General features: G+C 70.8%; 18 protein-coding genes. 14 read left to right on the forward strand and 4 right to left on the reverse strand.

What is annotated here, in order from left to right; all coding sequences use genetic code 11:
* From sucB to HG542_RS12335, 3 genes are all read left to right on the forward strand, one after another.
* The coding region (gene sucB, locus HG542_RS12325) for a 2-oxoglutarate dehydrogenase, E2 component, dihydrolipoamide succinyltransferase (RefSeq protein WP_171080589.1) at positions 1-985 on the forward strand (985 nt) is incomplete at its 5' end.
* Between the two features lie 125 nt (positions 986-1,110).
* Positions 1,111-1,734: a GntR family transcriptional regulator gene (locus HG542_RS12330; protein ID WP_171080590.1), complete on the forward strand. Its 624-nt coding sequence runs from the start codon at positions 1,111-1,113 to the stop codon at positions 1,732-1,734.
* A 214-nt stretch (positions 1,735-1,948) separates the two neighbouring features.
* A complete protein-coding gene (locus HG542_RS12335) occupies positions 1,949-2,914 on the forward strand; it encodes a helix-turn-helix transcriptional regulator (protein ID WP_171080592.1) in 966 nt (321 codons plus the stop codon).
* A gap of 29 nt (positions 2,915-2,943) precedes the next feature.
* Here the strand turns inward: HG542_RS12335 and HG542_RS12340 are convergent, their stop codons facing one another.
* Positions 2,944-3,858 carry an SDR family oxidoreductase gene (locus HG542_RS12340; protein ID WP_171080595.1) on the reverse strand — a complete coding sequence of 305 codons (915 nt, stop codon included), beginning with the start codon at positions 3,856-3,858 and terminating at the stop codon, positions 2,944-2,946.
* 138 nt (positions 3,859-3,996) lie between these two features.
* Between HG542_RS12340 and HG542_RS12345 the strand changes: the two genes are divergently transcribed.
* From HG542_RS12345 to HG542_RS12355, 3 genes are all read left to right on the forward strand, one after another.
* On the forward strand, positions 3,997-4,515 hold the full coding sequence (locus HG542_RS12345; RefSeq protein ID WP_171080826.1) for a DUF4240 domain-containing protein: 519 nt from the start codon (positions 3,997-3,999) through the stop codon (positions 4,513-4,515).
* 28 nt (positions 4,516-4,543) lie between these two features.
* Positions 4,544-5,449, forward strand: coding sequence for a TIGR01777 family oxidoreductase (locus HG542_RS12350; protein WP_171080597.1), 906 nt, complete (start codon positions 4,544-4,546; stop codon positions 5,447-5,449).
* 178 nt (positions 5,450-5,627) lie between these two features.
* On the forward strand, positions 5,628-6,938 hold the full coding sequence (locus tag HG542_RS12355; protein ID WP_171080598.1) for an NAD(P)/FAD-dependent oxidoreductase: 1,311 nt from the start codon (positions 5,628-5,630) through the stop codon (positions 6,936-6,938).
* A 164-nt stretch (positions 6,939-7,102) separates the two neighbouring features.
* On the opposite strand, the gene HG542_RS12360 is transcribed toward HG542_RS12355, so the two are convergent.
* A complete protein-coding gene (locus HG542_RS12360; RefSeq protein ID WP_171080600.1) occupies positions 7,103-8,569 on the reverse strand; it encodes an NsdA family TPR-like regulatory protein in 1,467 nt (488 codons plus the stop codon).
* A gap of 274 nt (positions 8,570-8,843) precedes the next feature.
* Here HG542_RS12360 and lipB point away from each other — a divergent pair, with 274 nt between their 5' ends.
* The 4 genes from lipB (at position 8,844) to HG542_RS12380 (ending at position 11,848) form a co-directional block, all read left to right on the forward strand.
* Positions 8,844-9,641, forward strand: coding sequence for a lipoyl(octanoyl) transferase LipB (lipB, locus tag HG542_RS12365; protein ID WP_171080602.1), 798 nt, complete (start codon positions 8,844-8,846; stop codon positions 9,639-9,641).
* A 122-nt stretch (positions 9,642-9,763) separates the two neighbouring features.
* Positions 9,764-10,714, forward strand: a complete 951-nt coding sequence (gene lipA, locus HG542_RS12370; RefSeq protein ID WP_171080604.1) for a lipoyl synthase — start codon at positions 9,764-9,766, stop codon at positions 10,712-10,714.
* A gap of 179 nt (positions 10,715-10,893) precedes the next feature.
* On the forward strand, positions 10,894-11,151 hold the full coding sequence (locus tag HG542_RS12375) for an SCO2195 family GlnR-regulated protein (RefSeq protein ID WP_229922693.1): 258 nt from the start codon (positions 10,894-10,896) through the stop codon (positions 11,149-11,151).
* Positions 11,152-11,161: 10 nt separating this feature from the next.
* On the forward strand, positions 11,162-11,848 hold the full coding sequence (locus tag HG542_RS12380) for a DUF4191 domain-containing protein (protein WP_171080606.1): 687 nt from the start codon (positions 11,162-11,164) through the stop codon (positions 11,846-11,848).
* A gap of 71 nt (positions 11,849-11,919) precedes the next feature.
* Here the strand turns inward: HG542_RS12380 and HG542_RS12385 are convergent, their stop codons facing one another.
* Positions 11,920-12,387 carry an RDD family protein gene (locus HG542_RS12385; protein WP_171080608.1) on the reverse strand — a complete coding sequence of 156 codons (468 nt, stop codon included), beginning with the start codon at positions 12,385-12,387 and terminating at the stop codon, positions 11,920-11,922.
* A gap of 258 nt (positions 12,388-12,645) precedes the next feature.
* Between HG542_RS12385 and glnA the strand changes: the two genes are divergently transcribed.
* From glnA to HG542_RS12400, 3 genes are all read left to right on the forward strand, one after another.
* Positions 12,646-14,055 (forward strand): type I glutamate--ammonia ligase, encoded by a 1,410-nt coding sequence (gene glnA / locus HG542_RS12390; RefSeq protein WP_171080610.1) that lies wholly within the window; start codon positions 12,646-12,648, stop codon positions 14,053-14,055.
* Positions 14,056-14,365: 310 nt separating this feature from the next.
* The gene (locus tag HG542_RS12395; protein ID WP_171080612.1) at positions 14,366-14,836 is read left to right on the forward strand and encodes a hypothetical protein; all 471 of its coding nucleotides are present in this window, start codon (positions 14,366-14,368) and stop codon (positions 14,834-14,836) included.
* A 151-nt stretch (positions 14,837-14,987) separates the two neighbouring features.
* Entirely contained in the window at positions 14,988-16,208 is a 1,221-nt protein-coding gene (locus HG542_RS12400; RefSeq protein ID WP_171080614.1) for a protein-glutamine gamma-glutamyltransferase, read from the forward strand.
* A gap of 56 nt (positions 16,209-16,264) precedes the next feature.
* Here the strand turns inward: HG542_RS12400 and HG542_RS12405 are convergent, their stop codons facing one another.
* Positions 16,265-16,885, reverse strand: coding sequence for a hypothetical protein (locus HG542_RS12405; protein WP_171080616.1), 621 nt, complete (start codon positions 16,883-16,885; stop codon positions 16,265-16,267).
* 143 nt (positions 16,886-17,028) lie between these two features.
* Here HG542_RS12405 and HG542_RS12410 point away from each other — a divergent pair, with 143 nt between their 5' ends.
* A complete protein-coding gene (locus tag HG542_RS12410; RefSeq protein ID WP_176606489.1) occupies positions 17,029-18,186 on the forward strand; it encodes an SPFH domain-containing protein in 1,158 nt (385 codons plus the stop codon).
* Positions 18,187-18,189: the final 3 nt, after the last annotated feature.

The raw sequence follows: 18,189 nt of genomic DNA on the forward strand, positions 1-18,189 counted from the left end.
CGCGCCCGCCCCGGTGGCTCCGGCCGCGCCGGCCCCCGCCGCCGCTGCCCCGGCCACCGACGGCGCGTACGTCACCCCGCTGGTGCGCAAGCTCGCCGCCGAGTCCGGCGTCGACCTGACCACGGTCGCCGGCACCGGCGTCGGCGGTCGCATCCGCAAGCAGGACGTCATCGCCGCCGCCGAGGCCAAGGCCGCGCCGGCACCCGCCGCCGCTGCCGCCCCGGCTGCCGCCGCCCCGAAGGCTCCGGCCCTCGAGGTGTCGCCGCTGCGCGGTCAGACGGTCAAGATGCCGCGCATGCGCAAGGTCATCGCCGACAACATGATGAAGGCGCTGCACGGCCAGGCCCAGCTCAGCTCCGTGATCGAGGTGGACATCACCAAGATCATGAAGATGCGCGGCAAGGCCAAGGACGCGTTCGCCGCCCGCGAGGGCGTCAAGCTGTCCCCGATGCCGTTCTTCGTCAAGGCCGCCGTCCAGGCGCTGAAGGCCCACCCGGTCATCAACGCCCGGATCAACGAGGACGAGGGCACCATCACCTACTTCGACTCCGAGAACGTCGGCATCGCCGTCGACTCGGAGAAGGGCCTGATGACCCCGGTCATCAAGGGTGCGGGTGACCTCAACATCGCGGGCATCGCCAAGAAGACCGCCGAGCTGGCCGGCAAGGTCCGCACGGGCAAGATCAGCCCGGACGAGATGTCCGGCGCGACCTTCACGATCAGCAACACCGGCTCGCGCGGTGCGCTGTTCGACACGGTCATCGTGCCCCCGAACCAGGTCGCGATCCTGGGCATCGGCGCGACGGTCAAGCGTCCGGTCGTCATCGAGACCGCCGAGGGCACCACCATCGGCGTCCGCGACATGACCTATGTGACGCTGTCCTACGACCACCGTCTGGTGGACGGCGCCGACGCCGCCCGCTACCTGACCGCGGTCAAGCAGATCCTGGAGGCCGCGGAGTTCGAGACCGAGATCGGTCTGTAATTCCCGGCACCCCCAGGGGTCCAGCAGGGCGCGTCCCCGGTTCGTATCCCATACGACCGGGGACGCGCCCTTTGCCGTGCTTGCGGCCATAATGACGTCCGATTCCCGCCCGCTGAGGAGCACCCATGGCACCACCCGTCGTCCACTCGCTGCGCGAGCAGATCCGCGAGCACATCCTGGAGGGGATCGTGGGCGGGCGCTGGCAGCCGGGCGAGCGGATCGTGGAGCGGCGGATCGCGGCCGAGCTGCTGGTGAGCCAGACCCCGGTGCGCGAGGCACTGCGCGAGCTGGAGTCGCTGCGGCTGATCGAGTCGGCCCCCAACAAGGGCGTCCGGGTACGCGAACTGACCGCGGCCGACCTCAAGGAGAGCTACCCGGTGCGGGCGGGCCTGGAGCAGGTGGCCGCCGAACTGGCCGCGGAGTCCCTGGCCGAGGACCCCTCCGCGCTGGAGCACGAGGTGGCGGCGCTGTACGCGGCGGACGCGGCCGGCGACAGCGAGGCGCAGGTCCGGCACACGGTGGCCTTCCACCGCGCGATCGTGCAGGCGGCGGGCAACTCCGTGCTGCTGCACACCTGGGAGTCGCTGGGCATCGAGGTGTGGACGACGCTGTCGATCCGCTGGCTGAGCCCCGAGCCGCGGCCGCACGCGGAGGACCACGCCCGGCTCGTGGCGGCGTTCCGGCGCCGCGACCCGGCCATCCGCGAGCTGATCAAGGAACATGTGCTGAGCTGCGCGCCCCGGGTCTGAGCGGGATTTCCGGGATTTCCGCGACCAGGGATTGATCGATCATCGATCAGAGGCGTATCGTCTCCGCGGAGCCGCACCCCTCACGCCCTGTCCTGTGGCGGGGAGCGGCCCCGGACGTGACTGCAGGTCCCCGAGCGTCATCCGTTGCCCTGGCCGGCGCCGGGGCCCTGTCGTCGCACCCTGCCGTGTCGGTGCTCCCCGTCATCATGGGGGCATGCGCGCGGCACGGCTGATCAAGATGGTGCTCCTGCTCCAGTCCCGCTCCACGATGACGGGCGCGGAGCTGGCGCGCCGCCTGGAGGTCTCGGAGCGCACGGTCGCCCGCGACGTCCTCGCCCTGTCCGAGGCCGGCATCCCGGTCTACGCGGACCGCGGCCGCACCGGGGGCTACCGTCTCATCGGCGGCTACCGCACCCGGCTCACGGGCCTCGGCCGCACCGAGGCGGAAGCCCTCTTCCTCTCCGGAGTACCCGCCGCCCTGCGCGAGATGGGCCTGGCGGACGCGGCCTCGGCGGCCCGCCTCAAGGTCTCCGCCGCCCTCCTGCCGGAGCTCGGCGACGCCCCCGACAGCGCGGCCCAGCGCTTCCACCTGGACGCCCCCGGCTGGTGGCACCCGCACACCCCGCCGCCCCTGCTGCCCGCCCTGGCGGACGCGGTCTGGGACGACCGCCGCATCACGGTCCGCTACCGGCGCAAGGACGCCGAGGTGGAACGGGAGCTGGAACCGTACGGCCTCGTCCTCAAGGCGGGCGTCTGGTACGTGGCGGCCCGGGCCGGCAAGGACTTCCGCATCTACCGGGCCGACCGCTTCACGGACGTCCGGCCGCAGGAGGAATGTTTCCGGCGCGCGGAGTCCTTCGACCTCGCGGCCTTCTGGGAGGAGCGCGCGGCGCAGTTCGCCCGCTCGATCCTGCGCGAGACCGTCGTCCTGCGCCTCACCCCGGAGGGCGCCCGCCGCCTGCCCCACGCAACGGACCCGGCCGCGGCCCGCGAGGCGGTCGAACAGGCCGGTGCGCCCGACGGGCAGGGCCGCATCACGCTCACCCTGCCCGTCGAGTCGCTGGAGGTGGCCTACGAACAGCTGCTCGCGCTGGGCCCGGAGGCGGAGGTGGTGGAACCACCGGAGCTGCGCGCGCAGTTCGCGGAGGCGATGTCGCGTGCCGCGGAGCTGTACCGGTAGCCCCTGCCGGGGCGGGGCCGGGGCACCCTCTACCGGTAGTCCTCCGCCGCGGCCTCCTTCCCCCCGTACCGCACCTCCTCGATGTACCGGAAGGCGTCCGGCCGCGAGCCGTCCACGTCCGTGAACCCGTAGTGGGCGGCCAGCTGCCCGCTGGACAGGGACTGCCCGCTCCACCGCGCCCGCCCGGGATCCGCGGCGAGCGCGACGACCGCCCGGCCGACGAAGGCCGGGGACTCGGCGATGGCGAAGGACGGCTCCTTCTCCACCGCGTCCCGCCAGTTCGCCTCGGTCACCCCGAAGTGGTCGAGCATCTCCTCGGACCGCAGGAAGCCGGGGCTCAGGGCGACGGCCGTGCCGCCGTACTCCCGCAGCTCCTCGGCCAGTGCCCACGCCATCCTGATCGGCCCGTACTTGGCGAGGTCGTACAGCAGGTTCTCGCGGTAGTGGGCGGTGTTGAACTCCGCCGTCCCGTCGGTGACCTCGACAACCAGCCCGCCGGGCCGCCGCACCAGCAGCGGCAGCGCGAAGTGGCTGGTGATGGCGTGGGTGTCGAGGGACAGCCGCAGCATCCGCAGCCCCTTGTCCAGGTCCAGCTCCCACACCCGCCTGCTGAACTCGATCAGGCGCTCCCCGCCCCACACGTCGTTGACGAGCACGTCGAGCCGCCCGTGCTCGCGGTCGATGCGCTCCACGAGCGACCGGACCTGCTCCGGCTCCAAGTGGTCGGTGGGGACGGCGATCCCGGTCCCGCCCGCCGCGGTCACCAGCTCCGCGGTCTCCTCGATCGTCTCCGGCCTCCCCACCTCGCTGCGCCGCTCCCGCGTCGTGCGCCCGGTCGCGTAGACGACGGCCCCGGCGGCCCCCAGCGCCACGGCCATCGCCCGCCCGGCACCCCGCGTGGCCCCCGCGACCAGCGCCACCTTCCCGTCCAGCGAACTCTTCACCACGGTCTTCCTCTCGTCGGTCGGTCGCCGCCGACGCTGCCACCCAAACCCGACACCCTCTGTCCTGTATTACGAGACGGCCGCATCCGGCCCGCTCCGCGTGCGTTGCCCGGTGCCAGGGCCGATGCTTGTGGCGTGATGGACGAGACGGAGTTCTGGGACCTGGTCGACAGCGCCCGCGACGCCGCCGAGGGCGATGCGGAGGACCAGGCGGATGTGCTGGTCGATCGGCTGCTGCAACTCGACCCCGACAGCGTGGTGGACTTCGCCCGGCACTTCGAGGCGCGGTACAACCGCGCGTACCTCTGGGACCTGTGGGGTGCGGCGTCCGTACTGCTGGACGGGGCGAGCGACGACGCCTTCGACTCCTTCCGCTGCTGGCTGATCGGCCAGGGGCGGGAGATCTACGAGGGGGCGGTGCACGATCCCGACGGCCTGGCCGACCTGCTGGAGGACTTCGACGACGAGGTGGACGGTGACGGGGAGGACCTCGGCTACGCCGCGGACGAGGCGTACGAGCAGCTGACGGGCACCGAGTTGCCGGACCTGGGCCTGCCGGACCCGCCGGCGGAGCCGGTGGGCACGGCCTTCGACGTGGAGGACGACGCCCTGCTGCCGGAGCGCTTCCCGAGGCTGTGGGACCGCTTCCGGGAGTGACCCGGAACCCACAGGAAACGGAGGCAGGATGGGTCGCATGCGCATCGCAGTCACCGGTTCGACCGGCCTCATCGGCACTGCACTGGTCCGTTCCCTGGAGGCGGACGGCCATGAGGTCGTCCGCCTCGTCCGCCGCGCGCCGGGGGCGCGGAACGAGGTGCAGTGGGATCCCGAGCGCCAGTGGGTGGACACGGCGGGCCTGGCGGGCTGCACGGCCGTGGTGCACCTGGCGGGCGCCGGCGTGGGCGACCACCGCTGGACCGCCGCCTACAAGAAGGAGATCCGGGACAGCCGCGTCCTGGGCACCGCCGCCGTCGCCGAGGCCGTGGCATCCCTCGACACCCCGCCCGAGGTCCTGATCAGCGCCAGCGCCATCGGCATCTACGGCGACACCGGCGACCGCCCGGTCGACGAGGACACCCCGCCGGGCCGCGGCTTTCTGGCCGAGGTCTGCACGGAGTGGGAGCAGGCCGCAACTCCGGCCGCCGAAGCGGGAATCCGCACGGTCCTCCCCCGCACCGGCCTGGTGGTGGCGCGGCACGGCGGCGCCTGGGCGCGCCTCTTCCCCCTGTTCAAGGCAGGGCTGGGCGGCCGCATGGGCAGCGGCGACCAGTACTGGAGCTACATCGCCCTGCGGGACCACATCGCGGCCCTGCGCCACCTCATCACCACCCCCGCCCTCTCCGGCCCGGTGAACCTGACGGCCCCGGACCCGGCCACCAACCGGGAGGTCACCGCCGCCATGGGCCGCGTGCTGCACCGCCCCACGCTGTGCACCGTGCCCGCTCCGGCGCTCAGGCTGGCGCTCGGCGAGATGGCGACAGATGTCCTGGCCAGCCAGCGGGTCGTACCCCGGCGGCTGTTGGACTCCGGCTTCGTCTTCTCCTTCCCCGACCCCGAGAGCGCGGTACGCGCGGCGCTGGCGGCGGGGTGAGGCCCACCGCCCCCGCACCCACCCATGCGTTTATGCGACCGCTGTGCGACCGTGCTCACCCCGTGCGCGACTGTGATTGACCGGATTTCTCTCTACGGTCGAGGCGAACTCACGCATCGGCGCAGCCGGTTGGGGGCATCAGGCCCCCGAGCGAGCGGACCGACCCCCGGGAGGGCACGTGCTCAGCAGTGCAGACCACGCCGACGTCGTCATCGTGGGGGCCGGACTGGCCGGCCTCTCTGCAGCCCACCACCTGACCGGCGCAGGGGTGAAGGTCCTCGTCCTGGAGGCCTCCGACCGGCCGGGCGGCAGGATGAAGACGGACCGGATCGACGGTTTCCATCTGGACCGCGCGAACCACCTGCTCAACACCTCGTTCCCGGAGCTGCTCCGCACGCCCGGTCTCGACGGTCTCACCCTGCGCCCGTTCGCCCCGGGCGTGCTGGTCCATGTCGACGGCCGCAACCACCGCACCGGCGAACTCCGGGGCGCGAAGCGCGCGTTCACCACGGCACGCGCCTTCGCCGCTGCCCGGGCGTCCCGCAGTGCGGGTCTCGATCAGGCGCGGCTCGGCGCGGCACTGGCCCGCCTTGCCGCGCTGCCCATCGACCGGATGCTGGCGCGGCCGGACCGCCCCACGGCCATGACCCTGACCGGCCGCGGCCTGCCGGCCCGCACGGTCGACGGCTTCCTGCGCCCCCTCCTGGTCTCCCTGCTCTCGGACCCGGACCTCACGACGTCGAGCCGCTGCGCCGACCTGGTCCTGCGGGGCTACGCGCGTGGCCGCCTGTGCCTCCCGGCGGGTGGGGCGGAAACGCTCCCCACCCTCCTCGCGCAGGCCCTGCCCCCCGGAACGATCCGTACGGGCGTCAACACGAAGACCGTCTGCACCACTTCGGTGGGGACGGCAGGCCACGGCGAGATCACCTGCCGCTCGGTGGTGGTGGCGACAGGAGCCCGGGCGGCGGCGGACCTGATCCCGGGTCTGCGCTGCCCGGACTTCCACCAGGTGACGGTGCTGCACCACACGGCCGACGAAGCACCGCACCAGGACGGGTCGCTGATCCTCACGGGCACGTGCCGGGGCCCGGTGTCGCACACGACGGTGACGAGCGAGGTGGACCCGACGAGGGCCCCGAACGGCAGGGCCCTGATCACCTCGACAATCCTGGGCCCGGAGGCAAGCACCCCCACCACAGAACTGGACCGAACGGCACGGGCCCAACTGGCGGAGATCTACCGCACGTCGACAACAAACTGGCAACTCATGGCGGCCCACCACGACCCGGAGGCGATCCCGGCCATGCCGCCGCCGCATGACGTGCGCCGCCCGGTCCGCCTCCTGTCGGGTCTCTATGTGTGCGGGGACCACCGGGACACCAGCACCGTCCAGGGCGCCCTCTTCTCGGGCCGCCGGGCGGCCCAGGCGGTGCTGCGCGACCTGGGCATCCACCAGCCCCTGAACACCACGGCGCTACGGGCCGCGTAACCGCCCCGAACGCAAGGGGGCGGGGTGGGGACGGGCCCTGGAGAGGGACGTAAAGGACTATTTGCGGCAAGTGCGGGGCACTCCGCAGAGGCGGATCGCCACAAATAGTTCAGTCCCCGGAAGGGCCCGTCCCCACCCCGCCCCCGACCCGGACCCGGACCCGCTCACAACGCGGCAATCCGCTCCCGATACCCCCGAACAGCCGCCGCGTCCCGATAGGGCTCCAGCCGCCGCTCGAACTCCCGCACATACTCCAGCGCCCGCACGGACCGCATCTCGGCAGCGGCCTGAGCCGCCTCGGCCCCCAGTGCGCAGGCCTGCTCCAGCTCGCCCAGCCCCAGCCGCGCCGAGGCCAGCACCACGCGGCAGAACAGCCGACTCCGCGCATAGGCGGGACTCCGCAACTGCAGCGACCTCTCGGCATGCTGCGCAGCGGCCCGGTACTGCTGCAGGTCCCGGTGACAGTGCGCGAACTCGTCGGCGAGCTGCGCCTCGTCGAAGAACCGCACCCAATAAGGCACTTCGTCCCCGGTACGGGCCCCCTCGAGCGCCCGCTCGGCCCGGGCCAGCGAGGCGGAGCAGGCCCGCACCTCCCCCAGCACCGCATGCCCCCGGGCCTCGACGGCGTGCAGCAGCGCCTGCACCACGGCAGGCACGCTGGACCCGACCCCCTGCTGGGCGACCCGGGCCAGTTGCACGGCTTCACGCCCGTGCCCGAGATAGACGGCCTGCCGGCTCATCGTCACCAGCACATAGCTGCCATAGGCCCGGTCCCCCGCGGCCTGGGCAAGCCGCAACGCCTGCACGTAGTACCGCTGTGCAAGCCCGTGAGCCGCGATGTCGTACGACGTCCACCCGGCAAGCCGCGTCAGGTCGGCGGCCGCGGCGAAGAGCCGCCGCCCCGTGGTCTCCCCGTACGTCCCCCGCAGCATCGGCTCGGCCTCGTGCTCCAGGTACCGCACGAGCGCCTGCCGGGCATGGCCGCCCCCGTAGGCGTGGTCGAGGGTCCGGAACAGCTCCCCCACGGACCGCAGGGCGGCGATGTCCCCCATGGACACCCGGCTCCCGGGCGCCCGTTCGGCGAGCCGCTGCCGCTGGGCGGGCACATGCGCGAGCCCCTGGCCGCGCGCCGCCGCCGCAGGCCGCGCGCCCTCGGCGGCGGGCGCGGGCGCGGTACCGCGCGCCACCCGCTCGTCCGCGCGCCCGATGAGCCAGTCCCGGCTCGGCACCACCAGCCCGGCCGGGGTGAAGGCGATCTTCCGCAGCTCGGTGTGGCTCCCGGAGTCCTTGCGCCAGAGCCCGCTCACGATGTCGATGGCCTCCTCGGGGGAGGAGGCGAACTCGAGCCCCGCGTACACCGGGGCACATGCGTCCAGCCCGAGGTCCTGGGCGGACAGCCGCCGCCCGAGCCGCCGCGTGAAGACCTCGGCGATCAGTGCCGGGGTCGTCCCCCGCGGCTGCTGCCCGCGCAGCCACCGTGTGACGGAGGTCTTGTCGTATCTCAGATCCAGCCCGTGCTCGAGCCCGAGCTGGTCGACGCGGCGGGCGAGCCCCGCGTTGGAGAAGCCGGCCTCCGCGATGAGGGCGGCGAGCTGACGGTTGGGAATGCGCTGTGGGGGTCGTTCCGTCATCAGCCTGCCGGTCTCCCTGATCTCGTCCTGGAACGGCGTGAATTTAGCGGTCGCCTAACGCCCTGATCGCCGCCTTCGCCCCGCATTCATCCGATCGTGTGAGGACAGATCAAATAGACATGGCGATGCTGACGCGCCCACCCCGCGCACCACCCCCGGCACCGCCCCCGCAGACGGCCGCCTGCGGCAATGCCGGAGACCGCCCGTACAGTGGCAGGGGCGCGAGAAAGACCGCGCGACCCGCGCGACCGTGCGATACACACGAGGAGCTGTCGTGAGTGAGCTGCGCTTTGTCCACCTGGGCTTCGGGGCGGACGCCGTCGAGTACCAGGAGGCGTGGCAGGAGCAGCGCCGGGTGCACGCCGCCCGGTTCGCGGACGAGATTCCGGACACGTGCCTGCTGCTGGAGCACCCGGCGGTCTACACGGCCGGACGGCGCACGGAGGACAGCGAGCGCCCCCTGGACGGCACCCCGGTCGTCGACGTGGACCGCGGCGGCAAGATCACCTGGCACGGCCCCGGCCAGCTCGTCGGCTACCCCATCCTCAAACTGCCGCGCCCGGTGGACGTGATCGCGCATGTGCGCCGCCTGGAGGAGGCGCTGATCCGCGTCTGTGCGGAGCTGGGCCTGGAGACGACCCGTGTCGAGGGGCGCAGCGGCGTGTGGGTCCTCGGGGACCCGGTCGACCAGCGCCCGGCGCTCGGGGGCCTGAACCTGGACTTCGACCCGCGCCTGACGGACGAGGAGTTCGACCCGCGCCTCAACGGCCCGGAGTACGCCCCGTCCAACGCCGGCCAGCGCCGCGAGGACCGCAAGCTGGCGGCCATCGGCATCCGGATCGCCAAGGGCGTGACGATGCACGGCTTCGCGATCAACTGTGACCCCGACAACACCTGGTTCGACCGGATCGTCCCCTGCGGCATCCGCGACGCCGGGGTGACCTCGCTGTCGAACGAGCTCGGCCGCCGGGTCACCGTGGCCGAGGTGATCCCGCTGGTGGAGAAGCACCTGCGGGAGGTCGTGGCGGCGGAGGAGCCGAAGCCGCGCGTGGTCGAGGCGCAGGCGAGCTGAAGCCCCTTCGGCGCGGGAATGGGCCGGGCGGCCCCATGGTTGCCCTGGCTGCCGTAAGAACGTAGGAAACAACGGGCGTACCCTGGTGTCCGCCGAGGAATCGAAGTCATAGGGAGCCGGACGTGTCCGCAGTCGCACCCGACGGACGCAAGATGCTGCGCCTGGAGGTCCGGAACAGCCAGACCCCCATCGAGCGCAAGCCCGAATGGATCAAGACGCGGGCGAAGATGGGCCCCGAGTACACCGAGCTCCAGGGCCTCGTGAAGCGCGAGGGCCTGCACACGGTGTGCCAGGAGGCGGGCTGTCCCAACATCTACGAGTGCTGGGAGGACCGCGAGGCCACGTTCCTCATCGGCGGCGACCAGTGCACCCGGCGCTGTGACTTCTGCCAGATCGACACCGGCAAGCCCCAGGCCCTGGACCGCGACGAGCCGCGCCGCGTGGCCGAGTCCGTGCAGTCCATGGAGCTGAAGTACGCGACGATCACCGGCGTCGCCCGCGACGACCTCGAGGACGGCGGCGCCTGGCTCTACGCCGAGACCGTGCGCCAGATCCACGCCCTGATGCCGGACACCGGCGTCGAGCTGCTGATCCCCGACTTCAACGCCAAGCCGGACCAGCTGGCCGAGGTCTTCTCCTCCCGTCCCGAGGTGCTCGCGCACAACGTCGAGACGGTCCCCCGGATCTTCAAGCGCATCCGCCCCGGCTTCCGCTACGAGCGCTCGCTGGAGGTCATCACCAAGGCCCGCGAGGCCGGCCTGGTGACCAAGTCCAACCTGATCCTCGGCATGGGCGAGGAGCGCGAGGAGATCAGCCAGGCCCTGCAGGACCTGTACGACGCGGGCTGCGAGCTGATCACGATCACCCAGTACCTGCGCCCGTCGCCCCGGCACCACCCCGTCTCGCGCTGGGTGAAGCCGCAGGAGTTCGTGGAGCTGAAGGAGGAGGCGGAGGAGATCGGCTACGCCGGTGTCATGTCCGGCCCCCTGGTCCGTTCCTCGTACCGGGCAGGCCGTCTGTACCAGCAGGCGATCGAGAAGCGGGCGGCCCAGCCCTCCGCCCAGGCCGTCTGAGCCTCGTGAACCGCCGACGCGGCCCGCATGCAAAGCAAGCGTGCGGGCCGCGTCAACGTTTCATAGGTGTTTGACCAACAGGTCATCCGTTGGTAACACCAGTCGGTAACCATGGAAGCACGCACAGCAGCACGCCACCCTCCACGCTCACCGTTTTCCGCATCCGAGGGGACTTCCACATGCAGGCCGCGCCCGGCAACGCACTCACGGCGACAGCCACCCGCGCCCCCGCACTGCCGTCCACGCTGTCCGTCCGCCCCCCGTCCGTCACCGGGGCCCTGCGCGCCCTGGAGGAGCTCCTGATGCGCAGCGGCCAGCGCACCGCCCGGCGCAATGCCTGGACTGCCGTGCTGGAGGACCGGCGCCGGGCCAGGGACCGCAGGGAGGCGCAGCACCTGCTGGAGGCCGTGGCGGCCCCGGGTCCGCAGGCGACGTAAACTTCGCCGTATGGCGAGGAAGGAAACATCCGAGAACCCCGGGCGGCTGAAGCAGATCGCCCTCACCTACAAGATGACCAAGAAGGTCGACCCCAAGGTCGGTCTCGTCGTCGCGGCTGTGGGAATTGTCACCTTCGGTGTCCTGCTCGCCATCGGCTTCTTGATCGGCCACCCCGTCTACCTGGGCATCCTGGGCTTCCTGCTGGCCTTCCTCGGTATGGCGATCATCTTCGGACGCCGCGCCGAGCAAGCTGCCTTCGGGCAGATGGAGGGCCAGCCGGGCGCGGCGGCCGCCGTGCTGGAGAACATCCGCCGCGGCGGCTGGACCACGACCCCGGCGGTCGCGATGAACCGCAACCAGGACGTGGTGCACCGGGCCGTCGGCAAGGCGGGCATCGTGCTCGTCGGCGAGGGCAACCCCAACCGGGTCAAGACCCTGCTGGCGGCCGAGAAGAAGCGCATGGCGCGCATCGTGTCGGACGTGCCGGTGCACGACATCATCGTCGGCGAGGGCGAGGGCCAGGTGTCGCTGAAGAAGCTGCACACCACCCTGCTGAAGCTCCCCCGGGTGCTGCCGGGCGCGCAGGTGACGGCCGTCAACGACCGGCTGCGGGCGCTGGGCGACCTGATGAGCAACATGCCGATCCCGAAGGGTCCGGTGCCGGGCAAGGGCATGCGGATGCCGAAGGGGCGCTGAGGCGGCGCACGACGTACGACGAAGGGGCGGGCGGGACCGAAAAGGTCCCGCCCGCCCCTTGTCCGTCTGCTTCAGATCCGCACCTGAACGGCATGAGAGAACCGGTCGTGCAGCCCGCGGGAGTCGCGGTCCCAGATGATCGCGGGCAGGACGAGGGCGAGCAGCACGCTGCGCAGGACCACCCGGGGCACGCCGAGCCGCCCGCCGTCGACGCCGATGACGCGCAGGCCCAGCAGCCTCTTGCCCGGGGTGCAGCCGACCGTCCCGACGGTGAGCACGCTCAGTACGAGGAAGATCAGCAGGGCCCAGTTGCCGGCGCTCTGGCCCAGGCCGTGGGCGAAGAGCCCGTAGGCGATCAGCATGCACAGCGCCCAGTCGATGAAGAGGGCTCCGATGCGCCGCCCGGGCGGGGCGATGGACCCCGGCCCGTCCTCCGGCAGCCCCAGGCGCTCGCCGCGGTATCCGAATGCGACGCCCATCTCCTCGGCCGCCGCGCGGGGGCCGGAGAGCCATGAGCCGATTGCTTGCCTCTTGTCCACCCGTCCACGGTACTGCTATGGCATACGTTTCCCGGGAGCCGGGTCGGGGCAGGGAGGCGGGCAACGGTTCCTCGCGCACGGCATGACCGGCGGTTCCGCGCCGCCTGCCGGTTTACCTCGGCGAAACAAACGGGTCATGCTCGGGAAATCCCGTCTCTCTAGGGTCGGCCCCAGCGCGCCGATGCGAGAAGGACCGTTCGGACCGCGCCACCCAAGCAATCCCCGTCCCCTCCGCGGCGGCGGGCTAGGAGGAGTTGGATGTTCCAGAACGCCGACGAGGCCAAGAAGTTCATCTCGGACGAGGACGTGAAGTTCGTCGACGTCCGGTTCTGCGACCTGCCGGGTGTGATGCAGCACTTCACCATTCCGGCAGCGGCCTTCGACCCGGCTGAGGAGCTCGCCTTCGACGGCTCGTCGATCCGCGGCTTCCAGGCCATCCACGAGTCCGACATGGCCCTGCGCGCCGACCTCTCCACGGCCCGGGTGGACCCCTTCCGCCGCGACAAGACCCTCAACGTCAACTTCTTCATCCACGACCCGATCACGGGCGAGCAGTACAGCCGTGACCCGCGCAACGTGGCGAAGAAGGCCGAGGCGTACCTGGCCTCCACGGGCATCGCGGACACCGCGTTCTTCGGTCCCGAGGCCGAGTTCTACATCTTCGACAACGTCCGCTTCGAGACGACGGCGAACCGCTCGATCTACGAGATCGACTCCGAGGCCGGCGCCTGGAACACCGGTTCCGAGGTCAACAACCGCGGTTACAAGGTCCGTTACAAGGGCGGCTACTTCCCGGCCCCGCCGGTCGACCACTTCGCCGACCTGCGCGCCGAGATCTCCCTGGAGCTGGACAAGGCCGGCCTGCAGGTCGAGCGCCAGCACCACGAGGTCGGCACGGCCGGCCAGGCGGAGATCAACTACAAGTTCAACACGCTGCTCGCCGCGGCCGACGACCTGATGCTCTTCAAGTACATCGTGAAGAACGTCGCGTGGCGCAACGGCAAGACCGCCACCTTCATGCCCAAGCCGATCTTCGGCGACAACGGCTCCGGCATGCACGTCCACCAGTCCCTGTGGAACGGCGGCGAGCCCCTCTTCTACGACGAGCAGGGCTACGCGGGCCTCTCGGACACCGCCCGCTACTACATCGGCGGCATCCTCAAGCACGCCCCGTCGCTGCTGGCCTTCACCAACCCGACGGTGAACTCGTACCACCGCCTGGTCCCCGGCTTCGAGGCCCCGGTCAACCTGGTCTACTCGCAGCGCAACCGCTCCGCCGCGATGCGCATCCCGATCACGGGCTCCAACCCCAAGGCGAAGCGCGTCGAGTTCCGCGCCCCGGACCCGTCCTCCAACCCCTACCTCGCCTTCTCGGCCCTCCTCCTGGCCGGCCTCGACGGCGTCAAGAACAAGATCGAGCCGGCCGAGCCGATCGACAAGGACCTCTACGAGCTCGCCCCCGACGAGCACGCCAACGTCCCCCAGGTCCCGACCTCCCTCCCGGCGGTCCTGGAGGCCCTGGAGGCGGACAACGAGTACCTCCAGGCGGGCGGCGTGTTCACGTCCGACCTGATCGAGACGTGGATCGACTACAAGCGCACGAACGAGATCGCGCCGATGCAGCTGCGGCCGCACCCGCACGAGTTCGAGCTGTACTTCGACATCTAAAGAACGCCGCAGGGCGGAGCGGGTTTTCGCTCCCCCGGGCCGTCTGTGGGCCGCCGGCCGTGTTCTTCCCTTCCCGGAAGGACACGGCCGGCGGCCTTTGCCGTATGCGGAGTTCAGCCCGCACCGACCCGGAACCGAGCCGCGGCCGAGCCCGAAATCCAGCCGGAATCCAGCCGGATCGGATGCATGGCCAGATACCGCTCTATGTGACAGGGTGGCCGGATTTAAGACCCTGTTGTTGCCGGGGAGTTGGCGCGCAGACATGATCACTGCTCGTATCGACCTGATCACTCATCCAGGAAGTCGAGACGTGATACGCCGAACCGCTCTCCGCACCCTCACCGCCGTCGCCATGACCGCGGTCATCGCCCTCCCCCTCGCCCAGGGAGCACAGGCGGCCGCCCCCGCGACCACCGCCACCACGATCAATGCGGGCGACGACAACCCCTTCCGCCGGATGGAACTGGACGGCCTGCGGGCCGACTTCCAGTTCATGTGTCCCGCGGGCCGCTGCGTGGGCTTCTGGTCCCTGGTCCTGACGGACCACGTCGCGCAGCAGAAGTTCGAGGGCCACAAGTTCTTCGTCTATGCCCCGGCCACGGGTGAGTTCGGCTTCTTCGTCGACACGGACGTCGCCGTGCGCACGGTCGATCGCCCCGCTCAGGTCCGCCTGGTCGACACCGACTTCATGCGCTCCCACCCGCGCGTCGAGGTCCGCTACGGCGACCCCGGCCACCCGGATCGCGCTCGCGTCGTCGCCTCGGCCACGACCCTGATGTAGCGGGCCGCCGGCGGCCTTTCCGCCGTCGGCGCAGCGAGGCAGGACGGCAGCGCGACCGAGGCCCTGAGCGGCCGCTCGCCGCACACCCCTCCATTGCGTCGCGCTCTCGCACGCCCTCTTTCCACGAGATTTCAGCACAAGGGAGTTGTTGATGTTCACGCATGCGCGCCGAAGATTTCTCGCCTTCGCCACTGTGGGTGCGGTCATATGCACCGCCGGGTTCATGCCGTCGGTCAGCCAGGCGGCCGACGGCAGCGGCGACGGGGAATTGAAGGGCTCCTACGCCGAGACGCACGGCCTGACGACGGACGACGTCAGGCACATCAACACGCTGAACGAAAGAGCCCTGCTGCCGGGGGCCGGCGCGTTGTTCCGGGCCTCCGACGACAGGGAAACCCCTCCCGCCGAGCCGCTCGACAGAATGCCGGACGCGTACCGGGCCTACGGGGGAAGGGCCACCACGGACGTCGGCAACTACATACGCAAGTGGCAGCAGGTCTACAGTCAGCGCGACGGCAAGAAGCAGCAGATGACCGAGGAGCAGCGGGAAAAGCTGTCCTACGGTTGCGTCGGCGTCACCTGGGCCAATTCAGGCCCCTACCCGACGAACAAGTTAGCGTTCGCGTTCTTCGACGAGAACAAGTACAAGAACGAACTGAAGAGCGCCAGCCCCCGACGCGGTGAAACGCAGGCGGAGTTCGAGGGGCGCATCGCCAAGGACAGCTTCGACGAGGAGAAGGGCTTCAAGCGGGCGCGTGATGTGGCGTCCGTCATGAACAAGGCCCTGGAGAATGCCCACGACGAGGGGACATACCTCGACAACCTCAGGACAGAGCTCACGAACCGCAACGACGCTCTGCGGGACGAGGACAGCAGCTCGAACTTCTACTCGGCGCTGAGGAACACGCCGTCCTTCAAGGAACGGGGCGGAGGCAATTACGACCCGTCCAGGATGAAGGCGGTGATCTACTCGAAGCACTTCTGGAGCGGGCAGGACCGGCAGGGCTCCTCCGACAAGAGGAAGTACGGCGACCCGGACGCCTTCCGCCCCGACCAGGCCACAGGCCTTGTCGACATGTCGAAGGACCGGAACACTCCGCGCAGCCCCGCCAATCCCGGCGAAGCCTGGGTCAATTTCGACTACGGGTGGTTCGGGGCTCAGGCGGAGGCGGATGCCGACAAAACCATATGGACCCACGCCAACCACTATCACGCACCCAATAGCGACCTGGGGCCCATGCGCGTGTACGAGAGCAAGTTCCGGAACTGGTCCGCCGGGTACGCGGACTTCGACCGCGGAGCGTACATGATCACGTTCATACCCAAGAGCTGGAACACCGCGCCGGCCAAGGTGACGCAAGGCTGGCCGTGATCGGAGGCTCGCAGCCTGCCGGCCACTCCGCGGAGTGGCCGGCAGCCCGTCGGTGTTTACAGGCGCCCCACGGCCGCGACGGCCGAGGCAGGGCACTGCGCGACGTGTCGGCCCCGCGCCCGCAGATGACTCCTGAGCAGTTCGAGCTCATCGCCAAGGAAGCCGCGCGCCAGGCGGTGACGCTGGAGTTCGTCAACGGAAGGATCGGGGTCAAGCCGGTGGGGGACGGGAACCACGACGAGATCGCCACCTGGCTCACCGCGCAATGCATGCAGTACCGGCCCGACCTGCGTGTCCACGGGAACAGGGGCCTGCGTGTGGAGACCTGCCGCAAAGGCCCCGTCTTTTCCTGGTGACGACCGACCCGCCGACCCCCCCGGCTCACCGACCGCCGGTTTCACGGCAGTCGGCGACTTGCCGTCCCGTACCGCCAACGCCTGCTCGGGCGTCAGCGGCACATTGGAGATCAACTGCCGTGTCGTCCACCGCCCGCCCCGGCCCTGCATCCGCCACTCGTGAAAGTACCGCTCCTCGCGCAGCTGTCGCTTCGCGGTCCGGAAGGCGCTCGGCTTGATGCCCGCCCGGCGCGCCGCCTCCGACAGCGACACGTCCGCCCCCTCCGGGAGCGACAGCAGCCACAGCGCGAGACGGATGGCCGCCTCGCCCAGGCGCGGCACCCCGCCACCCCCGCTTTCTCCGTGCAACACCCTTGTGGGTTACGTAAGCCCCCACCCGCCCGCCTACCATGACGTGGACGTATCAACGTCAACACCACGCCACGACAGGCACAACAGGCACAACGGGGGATTTCGTGAGCTTCATGGACCGTCTTCGCGGCGAGTTCATCGACATCATCGAATGGACCGACGACAGCCGGGACACCATCGTCTGGCGCTACCCGCGCTACGAGAACGAGATCAAGATGGGCGCCAAGCTCATCGTGCGCGAGTCGCAGGTCGCCGTCTTCGTCAACATGGGCCGGATCGCCGACGTCTTCGTGCCCGGTATGTACGAGCTGCAGACCGGCAACCTGCCGATCCTCTCCACCCTGCAGGGATGGAAGTACGGCTTCCACGCGCCGTTCAAGGCAGAGGTCTACTTCGTCACCACCCGGCAGTTCACGGACATGAAGTGGGGCACGCAGAACCCCGTCACGGTCCGCGACCCCGAGTTCGGCATGGTGCGGCTGCGCGCGTTCGGCGGCTATGCGGCGCGCGTCACCGACCCCGCCCGGCTGCTCACCGAACTCGCGGGCACCGACCCGCAGTTCCGCACCGAAGAGGTCGAGGACTATCTGCGGCAGCTGATCGTCGGGCGGCTCGGCACGCTGCTGGCCGGTTCGGGCATTCCCATGCTCGACCTCGCCGCACGCCAGGGCGAGCTGGGCGACCGGCTCGGCCAGGCGCTGACCGACGAGCTGGCCGCGTCGCACGGCATCTCGATCCCGAAGTTCGTCATCGAGAACATCTCGCTGCCGCCCGAGGTCGAGCAGGCCATCGACGCCCGCAGCCGGATGGGCATCATCGGGAACGTCGACAACTACGCCCGCCTGCAGGCTGCGGACGCGATCCGGGACGCGGCCAACAACCCCGGCGGCGCCGGGGAAGGCATCGGCCTGGGGCTCGGCATGGCCGTCGGCCAGCAGATGGCGCAGGTGTTCGCGCCCCAGCAGGCGGCGCAGCAGCCCTTCGCGCCCGCCGCCCCGGCACCGGCATCGCCACCGGCGCCCGGCGGTGCGGCCGCCGTTCCGCCGCCGCTGCCCGCACAGCAGCAGTACCAGTGGTACATCGCCGTCGACGGGCAGCAGCAGGGCCCCTACGACCACACGACGTTCACCGGACACATCACCTCCGGCGCGGTACGGCCCGGCATGCTCGCCTGGCGGGAAGGCATGGCCGCCTGGCAGGCACTGGAGCAGATCCCCGAGCTCGCCCAGTACTTCCGTGCCACCCCACCGCCGCTGCCGCCGCAGGCGTGACCT

This window comes from Streptomyces morookaense (assembly GCF_013030945.1).
Taxonomy (GTDB): domain Bacteria; phylum Actinomycetota; class Actinomycetes; order Streptomycetales; family Streptomycetaceae; genus Streptomyces; species Streptomyces morookaensis.